This window comes from Sphingomonas paeninsulae (assembly GCF_003660165.1).
GTDB classification, from domain to species: Bacteria; Pseudomonadota; Alphaproteobacteria; order Sphingomonadales; family Sphingomonadaceae; genus Sphingomonas_O; species Sphingomonas_O paeninsulae.
Genome location: NZ_CP032829.1, coordinates 2,452,201 through 2,470,853 on the forward strand (window position 1 = coordinate 2,452,201; position 18,653 = coordinate 2,470,853).

Here is an 18,653-nt window from a genome sequence, read left to right on the forward strand (position 1 = left end):
TCGCTGTTTCGCGTTTGCGCTAGCGACTGGCCTACACCCTGTAAATGCGCGCCGACAAAGAACCGCTTACTATATCGCCAGTTTCCATTCGACCGACACACGCCAGTTATCAGTCAATCCAGGATAGGGACGTGAAATGGACTTTGCCCCCTCTAGCCCGATTTCGGCCTTTGTGGTGTACCTCAACCGCGTCCCAACGCCCGCCGAAGCCAGCCCATAGGAAGCACCCGTATAAGGACCGCGATCGAGTATCGAAACGCGTGCGCCGTCGGTGAAAACATAAAGCTCTGTGTTCTCAAGCTTCTTCGCGATCTTTGGCAGGACGGCCAGTTCGACCGAACCCGCAATACCCCGGTCGGCGCTCAGGATACCGGCATCGAATGCGCGGCCAAAGTCTGCCCCGCCAACGGCAAAGCGTTCGGCTGCAGGAAGGCGGTCGCTCGTGTATTGGCCGCTTGCCCAGACGCGCGCGATCACGACCTTGCCGATTTTCTGTCCGATGGCGGCTGCTAGGTTGGCTTTAGTGAAAACACGGTCGGCGAAGGGGGCATCGACGTGTGACCCTAAAATCCCGAGACCCCGACTGATCGTTCCCGAAAATTCGATCGAGCGTTTTTCACTTCGCTGCGAACCGCTGGCGCTAATCCGTGCGGCACGAGTCCGTTCGGATGCTATCAGGCTGCCGAATGCCGCGTTGTCGCTGTTGATACCGTCGATGCCTGCCGAAAGGAAGAGGTCGCGTTTATAGCCCCGGATCAGCGGATAGCTGACCGTAACCCCCGCCGTCTTTGCGGAACCTTCGATCGGAATCGAGCGTGGGCGCGTCTTCAGATAGCCTAAGTTGGCGGAGACGGTGACGCCCTCATAACCGACAGGGATCTGATATCCGGCCCCGGCATAAAGGAAATCGCGGAAGTTTGAGGAGGCTGCTCCGCTCAGGCTGAATTGGTCGCCGTCGGTCAACGCTTCGAAAAGCTTTGCGCTACCCTCAAACTGTCCCTGACCCAGCAACTGCGTGCCGCGATTGCTATAGCCGAAGTCGAACTTCGTGCGCTTTTGATGCGGCGTGATCGTCAGCGAGATCGCGCCGGTGTCGCCTGTTGATAATGCAGACAAGTCGTATGTCAGTCCCGGCAAGTCGCGCATCAATGAAATTTGACGTTCGAAGTACGTGCGTGACAGGGGACGTATCCCGATCAGGTTTTCGGTCATGCGCCGAACGCGGGGATGGGCTCGTTTTTTCGGATCGACGATCGCTGTTGCCGCGACATAACCCTCTATAACATCGACATGTACCTGACCTTCGGCAAAGTCCTGTGCGCCGATCGCAACCGTATAGAGCGCGATATCGCTTTTGGCATAGGCCGCTGAAAGCGCCGCTGCGAGGGCAGTCAGCGTCGGTTTGTCGGCGGGACGGCCAAGGAATGGCTTTGCAGCATCGGCAACGCGCGCCGGCACTTTTTCGCCGCGAAAACTGATGCCCCGGATCGCAGTGGTCGGGCTGGTGGCGGTGACGACCACACCGCCGCGCTGAGGATTTGATTTCTGGTCAGGCAGATCGGGCTGAACCGCCCGGTCGATCCGGCCGCGATCGATGATGAGTGGCGTCGTAGAGGCGCTGACGCCGGGAGCCGCCGCGGCGGCCCACAGGATGAATACGAACGACATTATTGTCCCCCTGGGTTGTCCCCTGGATTTTGATTTTTCGAACTAAAGGCATCGGGTTAAAGGCGTCGGGTCGTGAACGGGCGGGCCGGATTTACCGGCCCGCCGCTTCATCAATGACCTGTAAGGCCGCCCAACAATCCGTGGACGACCCCGGTTGCAGTATTCGCGACGCCGCCCACTGTGCCGGTGACGCCGTTCAATGTGCTTCCCAGCGGATTGGTGGCTGCGACTCCGCCGCCTGCGCCGCCGGTCAATCCTCCGGTCAGGCCTGCGACCGTACCACCAAGACCACCGGTCACGCCCGCGACGGTGCCACCGAGACCACCGGTCGCCGTGCCGCCGGTCAATCCTCCGGTGAGGCCCGCGACTGTACCACCAAGACCACCGGTCACGCCCGCGACCACGCCACCAACACCGCCGGTCGCCGTACCGCCGGTCAATCCTCCGGTGAGGCCCGCGACTGTACCACCAAGGCCACTGGTCACGCCCGCGACCACGCCACCAACACCGCCGGTCGCCGTACCGCCGGTCAATCCTCCGGTGAGGCCCGCGACTGTACCACCAAGGCCACTGGTCACGCCCGCGACCACGCCGCCAACACCGCCGGTCGCTGCGCCGCCGGTCAATGCGCCGGTCAGCCCCTTGACCGTGCCACCAAGGCCACCAGTCAGGCCAGCGACCGCGCCACCCACACCGCCGGTCGCTGTGCCGCCGGTCAATCCTCCGGTCAGGCCCGCGAGCGTGCTACCAAGGACTCCAGCGCCCGGTTTGGTAATGTCGAGGATTGCCAGGTGATTGCCGGAAAGAGCACCTGCCGTCACGAGTTGTCCGGTTATTGGCGTCTTTGACAGCAAGTTCACGCCGATCAGAGACTGTCCATCGGATACGCCAATCAACTGATTGTTGGCGATGCCGAGCGATACCAGTTGGCCAAGGCTATTGGTGGCTCCACCGGCAAGAATGGTCTGGCCGTTGCCGATATCCACAAGCGTCTGGCCCGTTTTGGTCAGGACGCGCGTGACGATGCCGGTAACGGGCGTTGTGACGGGAACGATGTCGTTGACGGTTTGCACCACCGGATTGCTCGCGGCAGTGGTACCGAGAACGACATTACCTGCCAGGACCAGCACCTGGCCGACGACACCCAGTGACGAGCCGGTCTGCGTTCCGCCGCTCGAAGAGCCGCCAGAAGTTCCACCACTCGAAGTGCCACCGGAAGTTCCGCCTGAAGTGCCGCCGCTTGAGGTTCCACCTGACGTGCCGCCGCTGCTCGAAGTACCACCGGAGGTTCCACCTGACGTGCCACCGCTGCTCGAAGTGCCACCGGAAGTTCCACCACTCGAAGTGCCGCCCGAAGAGCCGCCATCACCCCCAGGCGGGGGGGCTGTTCGCCAACACTGGCGACGCGGTAAGAACTGCTTCCCGAACAAGCGACCAGAATCGAGCAGGATGTCAGAATGACTCCGAGAACGGCGATTTTGTATTTGCGATTGTTGTGCATGTTCAATCTCCTAAATTAGAACTTTTGGCAAAATTTAATTGCTGAGGTCTAATTAAGTCACAGTTTCCTTCATATATCCATTAACAGTTTGGTTAATATTATATTTATCGGATTTGTTAATTATAGAACTGAAATCTATTAGTGAATCTTAGTGGAGATGTGTAATTTGTGTATTATGTGTATTAATAGTTTTACTTCAAAATTTAATAATCTGTGAATAGGCCCGTGGGCGGTATCCGGAGCCTTGACGATGCCAATCCGCATACACATATGTGCGCTGCTGGCACTCGATCTCGTTGAGTGCTAACGCAAAGGTTCACGCTCCTGATTGGAGCCAAGACAAGGGTGACATCCATGAACTTTCGACCCCTGCACGATCGCGTGCTCGTTCGCCGCATCGAAGCCGAAGCAAAGACAGCTGGCGGGATTATCATTCCGGAAACAGCCAAGGAAAAGCCACAGGAAGGCGAAGTCGTCTCCGCTGGTTCGGGCACGAAGGCTGAAGACGGCACGGTTACGCCGCTGGACGTTAAGGCCGGCGACAAGATCCTGTTCGGCAAGTGGTCGGGCACAGAGGTCAAGCTGAACGGCGAAGACCTGCTCATCATGAAAGAAAGCGACATTCTCGGGATCGTTGGCTGAACGCCACTGATTTCGAAGACCGTCTGACAATTCTGAAGGAACAATAATCATGGCAGCTAAAGACGTAAAATTCGGCCGCGACGCTCGTGAGCGCATTCTGCGCGGCGTTGACATCCTTGCCGATGCCGTAAAAGTCACGCTGGGGCCAAAGGGCCGCAACGTCGTGATCGACAAGAGCTTCGGCGCTCCCCGTATCACCAAGGACGGCGTTACCGTCGCCAAGGAAATCGAACTTAAGGACAAGTTCGAGAACATGGGCGCGCAGATGATCCGCGAAGTCGCTTCGAAGACGAACGACCTTGCAGGCGACGGCACGACCACTGCCACCGTTCTTGCTCAGTCGATCGTTCGCGAAGGCATGAAGTCGGTTGCAGCCGGCATGAACCCAATGGACTTGAAGCGCGGCATCGACATTGCTGTCACCGCCGTCGTTGAAGACCTGAAAAAGCGTTCGGTTCCTGTTAAGGGCACCAAGGAAATCGCTCAGGTCGGTATCATTTCGGCAAACGGCGACACCGTCGTTGGCGAAAAGATTGCCGAAGCGATGGAAAAGGTCGGCAAGGAAGGCGTCATCACTGTCGAAGAGGCCAAGGGTCTCGATTTCGAACTCGATGTCGTCGAAGGTATGCAGTTCGATCGCGGCTATCTGTCGCCTTACTTCATCACCAACCCAGAGAAGATGTCGGTCGAACTGAACGACCCTTACATCCTCATCCATGAAAAGAAGCTGTCGAACCTGCAGGCGATGCTCCCAATTCTGGAAGCTGTCGTTCAGTCGGGCCGTCCGCTCCTGATCATCGCTGAAGACATTGAGGGTGAGGCTCTGGCTACGCTCGTCGTGAACAAGCTTCGCGGTGGCCTGAAGGTTGCAGCCGTCAAGGCTCCAGGCTTTGGCGATCGTCGCAAGGCAATGCTGGAAGACATCGCGATCCTGACGAAGGGCGAGATGATTTCCGAAGACCTCGGCATCAAGCTTGAAACCGTCACGATTGAAATGCTCGGCCAGGCCAAGCGCGTCACGATCGACAAGGACAACACCATCATCGTCGATGGTGCCGGTGACGAAGCAGCGATTAAGGGCCGCGTCGAAGCGATCCGCCAGCAGATCGAGAACACCACCAGCGATTATGACAAGGAAAAGCTCCAGGAGCGTCTTGCCAAGCTTGCTGGCGGCGTTGCGGTCATCAAGGTCGGTGGTGCTTCGGAAGTCGAAGTCAAGGAGCGCAAGGATCGCGTCGACGACGCTCTCCACGCTACCCGCGCTGCTGTCGAAGAAGGCATCGTCCCCGGTGGCGGTACTGCGCTGCTTTACGCAACGCACGCCCTCGCTGGAATGAAGGGTGCCAATGACGATCAGACTCGCGGTATCGACATCATCCGCAAGGCCCTGCAGGCTCCCCTTCGCCAGATCGCCCAGAATTCGGGTTGGGACGGCGCCGTGGTTGCAGGCAAGCTGATGGAAAGCAACGACGTCACGCTGGGCTTCAATGCTCAGACCGAGGTTTACGAAAACCTGGTTGCTGCCGGCGTTATCGATCCTACTAAGGTTGTCCGTGCAGCGTTGCAGGATGCTGCATCGGTTGCCGGTCTGCTGATCACGACCGAAGCTGCTGTTTCGGAACTGCCAGACGACAAGCCAGCTATGGGCGGAATGCCAGGCGGCGGCATGGGCGGAATGGGCGGCATGGATTTCTGATTTCGGACCCGGGCCAGCGATGCTGGCCCGGATACGAAATCAGAACGGACGGCGGGGCGGCAACGTCTTCGTTGGCCGATCCAGACCGACGACGAGTGCGGGCTTTTGCCCGCACTGTTCAAGCTACAAGATGGGTCGGGGGGAAACCTCCGGCCTTTTCTTTGTGGAGTTGGTGGTGGGGATTTCCGACCTTAAGGTTTTGAAATACTCTCATTTCTAACCATCGGCGCGACTGCGTTTTTGTCCAGCATTGTCGCCGCATCGTTCAGTGCCTGTGCTTCGCTTCGCGTGACACCGCCGACGGTGTTGCCATTAGGCGATCCGCACCCGGAGAGGGCGATCAAGGCGAGCAGGGCAAGTGTACGCATCGCGTCATAGTGCCGCGCAGGACGTTTTTGCGCCAGACAGAAAAAAGGGCCGCCCCGCTCCCCGGGACGACCCTCCATTCATTTGACTTCAAATCATTTGGTAAGGTGAGACCCTTACTTCTTGATCGTGTTACCTGCGTCGACCATCGCGTTGCCGGCAGCAGCGCGCATTTTGTCAGCAGCCGAACCAGCCTTGTCGGCAGCGGCCTGTGCAGTGTTCTGAGCATTGTCGAGCGTCGATGCCGCCGAAGCCATTGCATTATTGGTCGCTGTGTCGACGGTGTTCACCGCAGCAGCAGCAGTCGCATTCGCGTCGGCAGCCAATGAGTTGGCAGCTTCGGCAGTGTCATTCTTAGCTTTGTGGCTGCAGGCAGCAACGCTGACGGCGGCAGCGAGGACGGCGACGAGTGTAAATTTCTTCATGGGATACTCCCCTAGTTATTATGAAACCTGCCGGTACGACAGCCCCCGTTGCGGTGCCGTTCCGGAGGCGCTGAATTATCCCTGTGATTCGGGCTTGGCAAGACGGGTCAGTCACCTGCTTTCGATTGACCACATATAAAGAATTCTTTATATGACTTTTCATGATCGAAGTTATCGACATTTTCCGTGCGCTTGCGGACCCGACCCGATTGCGGATCATTGCCTTGTTGAGAACGATGGAACTGTCGGTTGGGGAGATGGCGCAAGTGCTGGAGCAAAGCCAGCCTCGTGTATCACGTCATGTTCGAATTCTTTGCGATGCAGGACTGGCGACGCGACGGCGCGAGGGGAGCTGGGTTTTCCTTGCCCCCGCACCGTCGGCACTCGCGGTGCCGCTGTTCGGGTTGCTGGATGTGGCGACGGCTGGGCAGGGCGATCATCAACAGCGCGCTGATGTGGCTCGTCTGGCAGCGGTTCGCGCCGATCGGACAGCGGCGGCCTCGCGATATTTCGCACAGCACGCCGATCATTGGGACGCGATCCGTTCGCTTCATGTGGCGGAGAGCGCAGTGGAGGCGCGGATGCATGCCGTGCTGGGTGACAATATCGGCAGGCTTGTGGATATCGGCACTGGCACTGGACGGATGATTGAGCTGTTTGGCAGTAAAGCGGCGCATACCGTCGGCATTGATCGCAGCCCCGAGATGTTGCGACTTGCCCGTTCCAAGCTGAGTGAAAGCGGTGCCGAAAAATGGGAGCTGCGCCAGGGCGATCTGACTGCGCTCCCGCTCGAGGACAGTAGCGCGGACACTGTTATCCTGCATCAGGTATTGCATTATATTCCCACACCCGAAGCTGCTCTGGCAGAGGTTGGCCGTCTGCTCGCGCCGGGTGGACGGCTGTTGATTGTCGACTTCGCAAGCCATGACCGCGAGGAGTTGCGCGTGCAGGATGCCCATGCGCGCCTTGGGTTTTCGGACCGACAAATGGGTTTGTGGTTTGTGGCGGCGGGCCTGTCGCTCGACCGGACGGAAACGCTGGATGGCGGCGAACTAACGGTGAAACTCTGGCTGGCGACACGACCCGCCTTGATGAAAGCGATTGCGGCATGACCCTTACTCTGAACCAACTCGAGGAAGCGCGCCGCGCGCTCGATGCGCCGCTGTTTGCTGACCTTGCGGGCGATGCGAATGTGTCTTTCGAGTTTTTCCCGCCAAAGACCGAAAAGATGAACGAGACGCTGTGGGAAGCTGTACGTTCGCTCGAGCCGCTGGCCCCACGTTTCGTGTCGGTGACTTATGGCGCGGGCGGATCGACGCGCGAACGGACGCACGCCACCGTCGCGCGCATCGTCCGTGAAACCAGCGTTCCGGCAGCCGCGCACTTGACCTGTGTGGATGCGAGTCGCGATGAAATCGACGAAGTTGCCCGCGAGTATTGGGCGGCTGGCGTTCGCCATATCGTTGCCCTGCGCGGCGATCCCTCGGTGGCGGGTTCGGCTTTTGTTGCCCACCCGCAAGGGTATGCGAGTGCTGCCGATCTTGTGACAGGTTTGAAGAAAATCGCACCCTTTGAAATTTCGGTTGCAGCCTATCCCGAAACCCACCCCGAGGCGATCAGCAGCGCATCCGATCTCGACAATCTGAAGCGCAAGATCGACGCAGGGGCCGACCGTGCGATTACGCAATTCTTTTTCTCGCCCGAAGCGTTCTTTCGCTTTCGCGACCGCGCGCGGGCGGTGGGTATTACGGCTGACATCGTTCCCGGTATTTTGCCAGTTTCCAGCGTTGCACAGACCCGCAAGATCGCTGGCGTGTGCGGGACCGCCATCCCGCCGTGGATGGATCGGCTGTTCGAAGGACTGGATGCACACCCCGGCGCGCGCCAGTTGGTGGCAGCGACCGTTGCCGCTGAACTATGCCGCAAGCTTTACGCCGGCGGGGTACGCGACTTTCATTTCTACACATTGAACCGTGCCGAGCTGAGCTATGCGATCTGTCATCTGCTCGGCATCCGGCCCCACAAGCAAGCTCAGGAGCAAGCGGCATGACTGCGCGCGAGGAATTATTAGCAGCAGCGGCCAAGCGCATCCTCATCACGGATGGCGCGTTCGGGACGGAAATCCAGAATTACCGACTGGACGAGGCTGCGTATCGTGGCTCGCTTGACCTGACGAAGGATCAGAAGGGCAATAACGACATATTGGCGCTCAGCCGCCCACAGGTCATCGATGCGATCACGCGCGATTATCTGAACGCGGGATCGGACATCGTTTCGACCAACACGTTCAGCGCGAACCTGATCAGTCAGGCCGATTATGGTGCCGAACATCTGGTGCGCGATATTAACCTTGCTTCTGCAAGTATCGCCCGGAAAGCTGCCGATGATTTTCAGGCACGTGATGGGCGCAGGCGGTTTGTCGCGGGTGCTATCGGGCCGACGAACAAGACATTGTCGCTGTCGCCTGACGTCAACGATCCGGGCTTTCGCGAGATTAGCTTCGACTATTTGAAGGACGTTTACCGCGAACAGATCGACGCGCTGCTGGATGGTGGTGTGGACTTCATCCTGATCGAAACGATTTTCGACACGCTGAACGCCAAGGCCGGAATCATGGCGGTGATCGAAGCGGGCATCGCGCGCGGGGTCGATGTGCCGTTGATGGTGTCGATGACGCTGACCGATTTGTCGGGGCGTAACTTGTCGGGCCACACGGTCGAAGCATTTTGGCACGCGGTTCGTCATGCCAAGCCGGTGACGATCGGGCTGAACTGTTCGTTCGGCGCGCAGCAATTGCGGCCTCATGTGAAGTCGCTGAGCGCCATCGCCGATACGCTGATCATGGTCTATCCGAATGCCGGACTGCCCAATGATTTGGGGCAGTATGACGAACTGCCCGAACAGACCGCTGCGCTGGTGCGCGAATGGGCTGATGCGGGGCAGGTCAATATTCTCGGCGGATGCTGCGGATCGACACCGGCGCATATTGCGGCGATGGCAAAGACGGTGCGTGGGCTTCCGGGGCGTGCACTGCCGGTGCCGCCAGTGGTTACGCGACTGGCCGGGCTGGAGCCGATGATTTTGGCGGCTTGAAAATAAGAAACCCGCTTCCCTGAGCCTGTCGAAAAGTTGTCCTGCTTCAACCTTGAAGGACACCCTTCGACAGGCTCAGGGAAGCGGGTTTTACTGAAACCTCACTCTGAACTATTTTACCTCCCTCTCCCGACCCTCTTCCCGTTTTGGGGAGAGGGGGAAAAGAAAACATGACGCAAACCACCTCGGCCTCCTCCACTTTCGTCAACATTGGCGAACGCACCAACGTCACCGGTTCGGCGGCGTTCAAAAAGATGATTATGGCGGGCGATTACGCCAAGGCCGTGGAAGTCGCGCGCCAGCAGGTCGAGAATGGCGCGCAGGTCATCGATATCAACATGGACGAAGGGCTGCTCGATTCCGAGTTCGCCATGACGACGTTCCTTAAACTTATCTCCGCCGAACCCGATATCGCGCGGGTGCCGTTCATGGTCGACAGTTCGAAATGGTCGGTGATCGAGGCCGGACTGAAGTGCGTTTCGGGTAAGCCCATCGTCAATTCAATCAGCATGAAAGAGGGCGAGGAACAGTTCCTGATCCATGCGCGCAAGGTCATGGCTTACGGCGCCGCCGTCGTCGTCATGGCTTTCGACGAAGTGGGGCAGGCCGACACACAGGCGCGCAAGGTCGAGATTTGCGGGCGGGCGTATGACCTGCTGATCGGCATCGGCTTCCCGCCCGAGGACATCATCTTCGATCCCAACATCTTCGCCATCGCGACGGGGATCGAGGAGCATAACAATTACGCGGTCGACTTCATCGAGGCCTGTAAGGAAATCCGCGTCCGTTGTCCGCACGCCCATATCTCTGGCGGGCTGTCGAACCTGAGCTTTTCGTTCCGTGGCAACGAACCCGTGCGTCGCGCGATGCACAGTATCTTTTTATATTATGCGATTCCCGCCGGGCTCGACATGGCGATCGTCAACGCGGGGCAACTCGACGTTTACGACACGATCGACCCTGAATTGCGCGATGCCTGTGAAGACGTGATCCTGAACCGTCGTGAGGACGGAACCGAGCGGCTGGTCGAACTGGCCGAGAAGTATCGCGGCACTGACGCGGTCGCCGAAAAGGCGGCCGAGGAATGGCGCGGCTGGCCGGTGACCAAGCGGCTGGAGCACGCGTTGGTCAAGGGCATCGACATGTATGTCGTCGATGATACGGAGGAATGCCGTCAGGCGTTCGCGCGGCCGATCGAGGTTATCGAAGGGCCGTTGATGGACGGCATGAACGTCGTCGGCGACCTGTTCGGCAGCGGCAAGATGTTCCTGCCCCAGGTCGTGAAATCGGCGCGTGTGATGAAGAAGGCGGTTGCGCATCTGATCCCGTTTATCGAGGCGGCGAAGGAGCCTGGCACGCGTGCCAAGGGGCGGATCATCATGGCGACGGTCAAGGGCGATGTGCACGATATCGGCAAGAATATCGTCGGCGTTGTGCTTCAGTGTAACGGGTATGAAGTCATCGACCTTGGCGTGATGGTGCCGTGGACGAAGATATTGGAAGCGGCGAATGAGAACGATGCCGACATGATTGGCCTGTCGGGGCTGATCACGCCGTCGCTGGATGAGATGGTCACGATGGCCGAAGAGATGCAGCGCGCGGGCTTCACCATGCCGCTGCTGATCGGTGGCGCGACGACTTCGAAAGTTCACACCGCGATCCGTATTGCGCCTGCTTATGACGGGCCGGTGATCCATGTCCTCGATGCGAGCCGGGCGGTTGGTGTGGCTTCGACCTTGTTGTCGGATACCCAGCGCGATCCGTTCGTGGCGCAGACGCGGGCCGATTATGATGCTGTGCGGATTGCGCGTGAAGGCAAAGGGCAAAATGCCTTACTGCCGATTGCCGACGCGCGCGCCAATGCGTTTCCGGCCGATTTCAGCAGCCCGGTGCCAGCGCCGTTGCAGCCGGGGGTTCATTCGTTTCAGGATTGGCCGCTGGAGGATCTGCGTGAGATCATCGACTGGACGCCGTTTTTTCGCGCGTGGGAACTGGCCGGGAATTATCCGGCGATCCTGACCGATGAGGTTGTTGGCGAGAGTGCGACGGCGCTGTTTGCCGATGCACAGGCGATGCTCGACCAGATCATTTCAGAGAAATGGCTGACGGCGAAGGGTGTTGCGGGACTATGGCAATGTCGCCGTGATGGCGATGATGTTGTAATCGACAATGGACCGCGCATTCCGTTCCTGCGCCAGCAAATTGCAAAACGTGAGGGGCGTCCGAACATGTGTCTGTCGGACTTCGTGAATCCGGACGGCGACTGGATTGGTGGGTTCGCGGTGACAGCCGGACACGGAATTGAGCCGCATTTGGCTCGATTTAAGGCAAATCACGACGATTATAGCGACATTTTGCTCAAAGCTTTGGCGGATCGGCTGGCCGAAGCGTTCGCCGAGCGACTGCATCAGCATGTTCGCACGACGTTGTGGGGCTATGCACCGGGCGAGCAGCTTACCAACGAAGCACTGATCAAGGAACAGTATCGCGGTATCCGTCCTGCTCCGGGTTATCCGGCGTGTCCTGACCACAGCGGCAAGCCCGTGCTGTTCGAATTGCTCAATGCGACCAATGCGACCGGGATTACGATGACGGAATCGTTCGCGATGATGCCGACGGCGGCGGTTTCGGGTTATTATTTCGCGCACCCCGACAGTCAGTATTTCGGCGTGGCGCGGATCGGTGAGGACCAGTTGGCGGATTATACGGTGCGGCGCGGAGTCGATGCCGATGTTGCGCGGCGCTGGTTGCGTCCCAATCTGGATTGATTGGCGACGACTTTCGGCCTGTCCTACACCGGCGATTTCTGGCAGCCCGCTTTTCGAAACGGAGCAAGAAATCCTATGGTCGATCGCTTGAAATTCGCGAACCTGATGTTGCTGGCAGTCATCGCGCTGGCGGCTCCCGCAGCGGCGGCGGGAACGGGGCCGTTTTCAACCAGCAATGGGCGGACGTTCTTTCGGCTGGATGATGCGGTGAAGGGGCTGGGCGGCAGCGGCGGCACTATCGTCGTCGCACCCGGGACTTACCACGAATGCGCGGTTTTCGACGGTGGTGCGCTGAACATCCGGGCCGAAACACCGGGCAGCGCGATCTTCGATGGTACGGCGTGCGAGGGCAAAGCGGCGCTCGTCCTGCGCGGACTGAGCGCGGAAATCGATGGTCTGGTGTTTCAGAACATCCGCGTCCCCGATCAGAACGGATCGGGCATTCGCCTGGAAAAAGGCGACCTTCACGTCACGCGCACGACGTTTCGCAATTCCGAACAGGGCATATTGAGCGCCGACGATGCGGGTGGATCGATCGTGATCGACCATTCGACGTTTTCGGGACTGGGCGGTTGCCCCGATGGGCGGTGTTCGCATTCGATTTATATCGGTGACTATGGATCGCTCACCGTCAGCCGTGTGCGTTTCGAGCGGGGCACGGGCGGGCATTACGTCAAAAGCCGGGCGGCACGGGTCAGCGTCACGGACTCCAGCTTTGACGATTCGAACGGCAAGGCGACGAACTATATGATCGACTTGCCCGAAGGCGCGGTCGGCACCATTGCCCGCAACATTTTCGTGCAGGGCAAGGACAAGGAAAATCATTCGGCCTTCATTGCGGTCGCAGCCGAACATCGCAGCCATCCGTCGGCTGGCCTGAGCATCGAAGGCAATGACGCGTCGCAAGCGCCGGCCGTGACGTGGCCCAGCGTGTTCGTGGCCGACTGGAGCCACGAACCGCTGAAACTGGGTGCGAACAAGCTGTCGTCGCGCATCAAACCGTTCGAGACGCGTTAAGGGCAGTTGGTTCCGCTCGCGCTGAGGTTGATACACTGCCCATCGACCATAGGCGTCGGAACCTTGGCGAGAGCAGCGAGGGTTGGCGCGATATCGACGGTTTCGACGGGGGTTGCGCGTGTTTCGGCAGTTGCGCCCGGCCACCAGAACAGGATCGGCACTTGTCGGTCATGGTCCCACGGCGAGCCATGTCCGGCCACTGTATCGCCGGGACCGCGCGGGATGCCGAAGCTGGTTCGTGCAGCATAGGCCACCGCAATATCGCCTGACCGATCGGGGTCGTAGCTTTCATGATAACGCTGGACCATCGTGAGTTTATCCGGCGTGGTGTGGGGTGGAACGGTGGCGGCCTCGACCTCCTTGCGGGTAAATACCTCGCGCACTTCGGGTTGTTGTTTTAGCCAGGCGATGGTCGCGTCGCTGACTTTGGCACGAAGCGCGGCATCCGGGCCGACGTTGATATAAAGTTGCTGGGCATCGTTGCCGACGATCGGTTCATAGGCGATGCCAAGTTGTGCTGCGATTGCCTTGTTCAGGCGGCCGACCAATGCACTATCGTCGATGCGGGTTGCGGCCGGGTCATGTTCAACTTCGCGTTCGGCGGCATCGGTTGCGCCGTGATCGGCGGTCAGGACCACGACGAACGGAACTCCGGTGTGTTGCAAGCCGTCGAGCAATCGGCCGATGGATGCGTCGAGTGCGGCCTGCTGGACGCACATTTCCGCGCCGCCATTGCCATAGCGATGTCCGACGTAATCGGTCGCGGACAGACTAATTGCGAGAACGTCGGTTGCTGGGCCGCGCCCCAGATTATGCCGCGCGATCAAATCCCGCGCGAAATCAACCACAGTTGAGTCGAATAACGGAGAGGCGCGGAGGTTTTCCTGAAAGTCGGTGGTTGTCAGGAAGTCTGGACTTTCCTCGACGTGTGACGCGATTTCGGGCGGGACTTTTCCTGACAGATCGATGTTGCCGAAGCGGTGAGGTTTCTGGAGTGCTGTGCATTGTGAAGAAGCAACGGGCCACAAGGGCGGGGGCGTCTTTTTCCAGTTTTCGAACAGTGCTTTGTCGAATGCTCGCACGGGTTCGGTGGTTGCAGGCGTTGCGGGGCCTGCAAATTCGGATGTCGTGAAGCCGGTGCCATCGACCCACCAATAAACGCCATCTGGGTGTTTGCCGCCCATCGTGATTGCCGCGCGGTCCTTGCCCGATACTGCATAGGATCGCGAACCCGGCTGCGCTGCTTTCACCCAGTCGCCGAACGTTGTGACGCGCATATTCTGTGGGCCGCGTGCGTTGGCATCGGATGATCCGGGTGCCAGAACGCAATAGACATTCGATCCGGTCTTCACATCGAACCAGCTATTGGCGACGATGCCTGTTCCAGAGGGGTGACGACCGGTCAGGATGGTCGAATGGCCGGGGCAGGTTTCGGTCGCAGCATGGCTTTGATAACCGACGGGGAACGCGACGCCGCTGGATATGGTTTTCAGGCCGTGGACGTAAGTTGGGCGGTAACGCTGGAACAGTTCGGACGAGAATTGATCGACCGAGATTGCGACGATCAGCTTTGGCTTAACCGGAGGGGCAGATTGGGCTTGCGCTGTCGATGTTACAAGCGTCAGTGCAAGCGCGCCAAACAAGTACCGGGCCAAAGCGTCTCTCCGTATGAAATTATGAGTCGTCAGCGTATTGCCGCGCGTCCATGGAGTCCCGCATGAAGGCTATATATTTCTGGCTCGTGACATTGGTGGCGATTGCGTTGGTTCCGCAGGCTGTGGCCCAACCGACGCATATTCAGCCCCGCCTTGTTTCAGAGGTCATGGAACCGGTGGCGGGATCGACGATTACGATCGCGGTCGAGATGCGGACCGACAAGGGCTGGCACGGGTATTGGAAGAATCCCGGTGAAGCGGGCCTTGCGCCGCGCTTTGCGTGGGATTTGCCGAAGGGGGCCAGCGTTGGCGCTCCCGCGTTTCCGGTACCCCACGCGCTGACTATTGCTGGTCTGACGAACTATGTGTTCGAGGCTGACCATGCGCTGTTGTTTCCACTGAAAATTCCGGCTGGGATCGCGGCAGGCACGATTTTGCCGATACGGGTGAAAGCTGATTGGCTGGCATGTACCGATCAGGTTTGTGTTCCCGAACGTGGCGAGTTTTCTCTCGATCTGCAGGTCGGAGCCGGGGCGGTGACGAACGGCCCGCAATTCGACGGCTGGCGGGCAAAGCTGCCGACGCCACTTGGTTCTGTAGTCACATTCGCGCGACGTGGAGATCGGGTGCGCCTTGCCATTCCTTATCCCGCGACTGCGGACGTTGCGGACGCGCATTTCTTTCCGAACGACAATGGTGTGATTGTCGATGCTGCGCCGCAGTTGTTCAGCCGGTCGGGTGAAGTCCTGATCGCCAGCCTTTCGGCGACCAAGGGTGGGATGGGCATTCCGGCTGGCGTCTTGTCGATCGGTGGACGCGGGTTTGAGATTGTGCCGCAGGCAGGCGCAGTTCCGGCGGATGGAACGCCGCTGAACGAACAGGGGGGGAATGGGTCGTTGACGACGATCCTGCTGTCCATCGGTGGAGCTTTGCTCGGCGGACTGATCCTGAACATTATGCCGTGTGTATTTCCGATCCTGAGTTTGAAGGCGCTGTCGCTTGCCAAGGCGGGTGGGGATGCCAATCCCGAACAAGAACGTGCGGCGCGACGTGACGCGCTGTCCTATACGGCAAGCGCGGTTGCGGTTTGTGTGGCGCTTGGCGGCGCGATCCTTGTGTTGCGAGCCGGCGGAAGTGCCGTCGGCTGGGCATTCCAGTTGCAAGATCCGCGCGTCATCATCGTGTTGCTGTTGTTGGTCGTCGCGATTGCGTTGAACCTTGCGGGGCTGTTCGAACTGCCTGCGATAGGAGGCGGAATTGCTGCGCAGGGCAATGGTTTTGTGACGGGTGCGCTGGCGGCGTTCATTGCGACCCCGTGCACTGGTCCGTTCATGGGCGCGGCACTGGGGGCGGCACTGGTCCTGCCGCCTGCTGCTGCCATGGCGGTGTTTGCCGGACTGGGACTGGGGCTGGCGCTGCCGTTTCTGGCGCTTGGGTTTTTCCCGGTGCTGCGGCGGATGTTGCCGAAGCCGGGTGCATGGATGGCGACTTTGCGGCGCATCTTGAGCGTGCCGATGTTCCTGACGGCGCTGGGGCTGGCGTGGCTGCTTGGGCGACAGGCGGGGGTCGATGCGCTTGTGCGGGGACTTGGACTGGCGCTGTTTGCTGCGCTCGGTTTCTGGTGGACGGGATTGCGACAGGCTCGTGGAAAAGGTGGCCTAGCGATCGGTGCCGTGATGGCGGTTGTTGCCGGGGCGATCGGCGTGGCTGTGGTGCCGCAATCCGCTCCGGCTTCGGCCGCGACCGTCGATGCGCTAAAATCCGAGCCATTTAGTGAGGCACGACTGGCGGCGTTACAGGCCGAGGGGCGACCGGTGTTCGTGTATTTCACCGCGGACTGGTGTCTGACCTGCAAGGTGAATGAACGGATCGCAATCGACCGGCCAGAGGTGGCGGCTGCATTCGGTAAAGCGAAGGTAGCGACGTTGGTCGGCGATTGGACACGCAGCGATCCGACGATCGGGCGGTTTCTGAACGCGCAGGGGCGGTCGGGTGTGCCGCTTTATCTGTACTACCTCCCCGGCAACGCGAAGCCCGAAGTCCTGCCACAAGTGCTGACTCCGGGGACGCTGATCGCACTTACTTCCTGAAGACGCGCTTTCCGCCGATCCATGTTTCGGCGACCTTTGTGGCGCGCACTGATGCTGGTGGCCCGTCTAGCGGATCGTGATCGACCAGAATGAAGTCGGCGCGGAAGCCGGGAGCGAGCCGCCCAACACGATCCTCTGCAAAGGCGGCATAGGCAGCGCCGGTGGTGAACGCCGCGAGCGCCTGTTCGCGAGTGATGATTTCCTGTGGCTGCCAGCCGCCGAAGGGTTGACCGTCAGCGCCTTCACGGCTGATCGCCGCGGCGATGCCGGGGAAGGGGTTAGGACTTTCGACGGGCGTGTCCGAGCCGAAAGCGAGATGCGCACCGTTGGCCAGCATGGATTTCCATGCATAGGCACCGGGCAAGCGAGCGGCACCAAGGCGTGCTTCGGCCATTGTCCGGTCGCTCGTCTGGTGGACGGGCTGCATAGAGGCGACAATGCCATTTTTGCCAAAGCGTGGCAGATCGACAGGGTCCACAATCTGCGCGTGTTCGATCCGCCAGCGCCTGTCGCCTTTGTAGGTCGGGGCGAGGTCTTCGATCGCGGTCAGGACTTCATCGTTGGCACGATCGCCGATGGCGTGGATGGCGACCTGAAACCCGTCCATCGCGGCGCGGCTCATCAGATTCTTCATCTTGGCGTCATCCATGAAGCACAAACCACTATCGCCGGGTTTGTCGGCATAGGGTTTTTTCAGGCAAGCTCCGCGCGATCCGAGCGCACCGTCAGCATAGAATTTGACGCCTACCATGCGCAGATGATCGGCATAGAGCCATGATGTCGGTTCACCCGCTGCGATCGTCAGCGTGGGTTCGATACCGAAAGCATAGGAATAGATGCGGACGGCCAGCCGTCCGGTGTCGCCTGCGCGCCGGTATGTGTTCCAATCGTCGAGAGTCGTGCCCATGTCGGCGATGCCGGTGATGCCAAAGCCGAGCAGAATGTCCTGAGCCTTTGCAAAAGCAAGGTCGCGGTCTTTGGAAGTGGGTGCGGGGATTGCTTTGGCAATGAGAGCGGTGGCCGCATCGACGAACACGCCGGTCGGTTTGCCCGCAACAGATTCGATCCGTCCGCCTGCCGGTGCCTTTGTCGTAGCGGTAACGCCCGCTGCGCTCATCGCTGCGGTGTTGGCCCAGCCGGCATGACCATCGACGCGCGACAGCCAGATTGGGCGGTCACCGGCGAGGCCGTTCAGGTCGGCGGCGGTTGGAAAACGTCCGAGTTGCCATTTCTCCTGATTCCAGCCCCCACCGAGTATCCAGTGACGGTCGGGATGGGCGGCGGCGTAGGCGGTGATCTTTGCCTTCGCCTGATCGAGCGATGTGGTGTCGGACAGGTCGAGCGTAAGCGCGCTGAAACCCAGTTCCATGACATGGCCGTGCGCGTCGATCATGCCGGGCAGCAGCGTTTGTCCCTTGCCATCAAGCTTCCAATCGGGCCGCTCTGGAGCTTTGTCGCCCCGCTGGACCAGCTTGCCGACCTTGCCATCCGGGGTCACGGTCAGGCCAGTGAACCTGATGATTTTGCCCTGTGCATCGAGTGTTACGCCGTTGACATTGTCCACCCAGCCGTCGGCAAGCGCAGGTGTGGCGACTATGATCGCAAGTGCCAGGCAATGCCGAAAACGAAGCCGTGGAGGGAGAAATCTGGCGCATTGTGCGCGGCGGTTTATGGTGCGGGTCATAAGCCCATGTTGCCAGAAGGTTTTGCGCGAGGACAGGGGATGCTAGGT

Annotated in this window: 14 protein-coding genes; 8 read left to right on the plus strand and 6 right to left on the minus strand. The window is 59.8% G+C overall.

What is annotated here, in order from left to right; all coding sequences use genetic code 11:
• Positions 1–69: 69 nt before the first annotated feature.
• Both D3Y57_RS17540 and D3Y57_RS17545 read right to left on the minus strand, forming a co-directional pair.
• The gene (locus D3Y57_RS17540; protein WP_121154672.1) at positions 70–1,668 is read right to left on the minus strand and encodes a ShlB/FhaC/HecB family hemolysin secretion/activation protein; all 1,599 of its coding nucleotides are present in this window, start codon (positions 1,666–1,668) and stop codon (positions 70–72) included.
• A gap of 110 nt (positions 1,669–1,778) precedes the next feature.
• Entirely contained in the window at positions 1,779–3,098 is a 1,320-nt protein-coding gene (locus D3Y57_RS17545; RefSeq protein ID WP_162987180.1) for a hypothetical protein, read from the minus strand.
• Positions 3,099–3,523: 425 nt separating this feature from the next.
• Between D3Y57_RS17545 and groES the strand changes: the two genes are divergently transcribed.
• Positions 3,524–3,811, plus strand: a complete 288-nt coding sequence (gene groES / locus D3Y57_RS17550) for a co-chaperone GroES (RefSeq protein WP_121154676.1) — start codon at positions 3,524–3,526, stop codon at positions 3,809–3,811.
• A gap of 49 nt (positions 3,812–3,860) precedes the next feature.
• Positions 3,861–5,507, plus strand: a complete 1,647-nt coding sequence (gene groL / locus D3Y57_RS17555; protein ID WP_121154678.1) for a chaperonin GroEL — start codon at positions 3,861–3,863, stop codon at positions 5,505–5,507.
• 191 nt (positions 5,508–5,698) lie between these two features.
• Here the strand turns inward: groL and D3Y57_RS17560 are convergent, their stop codons facing one another.
• Together D3Y57_RS17560 and D3Y57_RS17565 are read right to left on the minus strand one after the other, a co-directional pair.
• Complete coding sequence (locus D3Y57_RS17560; protein ID WP_121154680.1) at positions 5,699–5,953, minus strand: hypothetical protein; 255 nt, start codon at positions 5,951–5,953, stop codon at positions 5,699–5,701.
• A 36-nt stretch (positions 5,954–5,989) separates the two neighbouring features.
• Positions 5,990–6,298: a hypothetical protein gene (locus tag D3Y57_RS17565; RefSeq protein WP_121154682.1), complete on the minus strand. Its 309-nt coding sequence runs from the start codon at positions 6,296–6,298 to the stop codon at positions 5,990–5,992.
• A gap of 161 nt (positions 6,299–6,459) precedes the next feature.
• Between D3Y57_RS17565 and D3Y57_RS17570 the strand changes: the two genes are divergently transcribed.
• From D3Y57_RS17570 to D3Y57_RS17590, 5 genes are all read left to right on the plus strand, one after another.
• On the plus strand, positions 6,460–7,410 hold the full coding sequence (locus D3Y57_RS17570; protein ID WP_121154684.1) for an ArsR/SmtB family transcription factor: 951 nt from the start codon (positions 6,460–6,462) through the stop codon (positions 7,408–7,410).
• Positions 7,407–8,348 (plus strand): methylenetetrahydrofolate reductase, encoded by a 942-nt coding sequence (metF, locus tag D3Y57_RS17575; RefSeq protein ID WP_121154686.1) that lies wholly within the window; start codon positions 7,407–7,409, stop codon positions 8,346–8,348. Before D3Y57_RS17570 ends, metF begins: the two co-directional genes overlap by 4 nt.
• Positions 8,345–9,391 (plus strand): homocysteine S-methyltransferase family protein, encoded by a 1,047-nt coding sequence (locus D3Y57_RS17580; protein ID WP_121154688.1) that lies wholly within the window; start codon positions 8,345–8,347, stop codon positions 9,389–9,391. Before metF ends, D3Y57_RS17580 begins: the two co-directional genes overlap by 4 nt.
• Positions 9,392–9,561: 170 nt before the next feature.
• Entirely contained in the window at positions 9,562–12,159 is a 2,598-nt protein-coding gene (gene metH, locus D3Y57_RS17585; protein WP_121154690.1) for a methionine synthase, read from the plus strand.
• The gene (locus D3Y57_RS17590) at positions 12,160–13,176 is read left to right on the plus strand and encodes a polysaccharide lyase domain-containing protein (protein ID WP_239025914.1); all 1,017 of its coding nucleotides are present in this window, start codon (positions 12,160–12,162) and stop codon (positions 13,174–13,176) included. It begins immediately after the preceding gene.
• Here the strand turns inward: D3Y57_RS17590 and D3Y57_RS17595 are convergent.
• Positions 13,173–14,831 (minus strand): alkaline phosphatase family protein, encoded by a 1,659-nt coding sequence (locus tag D3Y57_RS17595; RefSeq protein WP_121154692.1) that lies wholly within the window; start codon positions 14,829–14,831, stop codon positions 13,173–13,175. The genes D3Y57_RS17590 and D3Y57_RS17595 overlap by 4 nt on opposite strands.
• A gap of 62 nt (positions 14,832–14,893) precedes the next feature.
• Here D3Y57_RS17595 and D3Y57_RS17600 point away from each other — a divergent pair, with 62 nt between their 5' ends.
• Positions 14,894–16,921, plus strand: coding sequence for a protein-disulfide reductase DsbD family protein (locus tag D3Y57_RS17600; protein WP_121154694.1), 2,028 nt, complete (start codon positions 14,894–14,896; stop codon positions 16,919–16,921).
• On the opposite strand, the gene D3Y57_RS17605 is transcribed toward D3Y57_RS17600, so the two are convergent.
• The gene (locus D3Y57_RS17605; protein ID WP_121154696.1) at positions 16,911–18,605 is read right to left on the minus strand and encodes an amidohydrolase; all 1,695 of its coding nucleotides are present in this window, start codon (positions 18,603–18,605) and stop codon (positions 16,911–16,913) included. The two genes, D3Y57_RS17600 and D3Y57_RS17605, sit on opposite strands and share 11 nt — an antisense overlap.
• Positions 18,606–18,653: the final 48 nt, after the last annotated feature.

Bases quoted from the DNA above. Each gene is read 5' to 3' on its own strand.
- D3Y57_RS17540 (WP_121154672.1), bottom strand. From the start codon at position 1,668: ATGTCGTTCGTATTCATCCTGTGGGCCGCCGCGGCGGCTCCCGGCGTC.
- groES (WP_121154676.1), top strand. From the start codon at position 3,524: ATGAACTTTCGACCCCTGCACGATCGCGTGCTCGTTCGCCGCATCGAA.
- groL (WP_121154678.1), top strand. From the start codon at position 3,861: ATGGCAGCTAAAGACGTAAAATTCGGCCGCGACGCTCGTGAGCGCATT.
- D3Y57_RS17560 (WP_121154680.1), bottom strand. From the start codon at position 5,953: ATGGAGGGTCGTCCCGGGGAGCGGGGCGGCCCTTTTTTCTGTCTGGCG.
- D3Y57_RS17565 (WP_121154682.1), bottom strand. From the start codon at position 6,298: ATGAAGAAATTTACACTCGTCGCCGTCCTCGCTGCCGCCGTCAGCGTT.
- D3Y57_RS17570 (WP_121154684.1), top strand. From the start codon at position 6,460: ATGATCGAAGTTATCGACATTTTCCGTGCGCTTGCGGACCCGACCCGA.
- metF (WP_121154686.1), top strand. From the start codon at position 7,407: ATGACCCTTACTCTGAACCAACTCGAGGAAGCGCGCCGCGCGCTCGAT.
- D3Y57_RS17580 (WP_121154688.1), top strand. From the start codon at position 8,345: ATGACTGCGCGCGAGGAATTATTAGCAGCAGCGGCCAAGCGCATCCTC.
- metH (WP_121154690.1), top strand. From the start codon at position 9,562: ATGACGCAAACCACCTCGGCCTCCTCCACTTTCGTCAACATTGGCGAA.
- D3Y57_RS17600 (WP_121154694.1), top strand. From the start codon at position 14,894: ATGAAGGCTATATATTTCTGGCTCGTGACATTGGTGGCGATTGCGTTG.
- D3Y57_RS17605 (WP_121154696.1), bottom strand. From the start codon at position 18,605: ATGACCCGCACCATAAACCGCCGCGCACAATGCGCCAGATTTCTCCCT.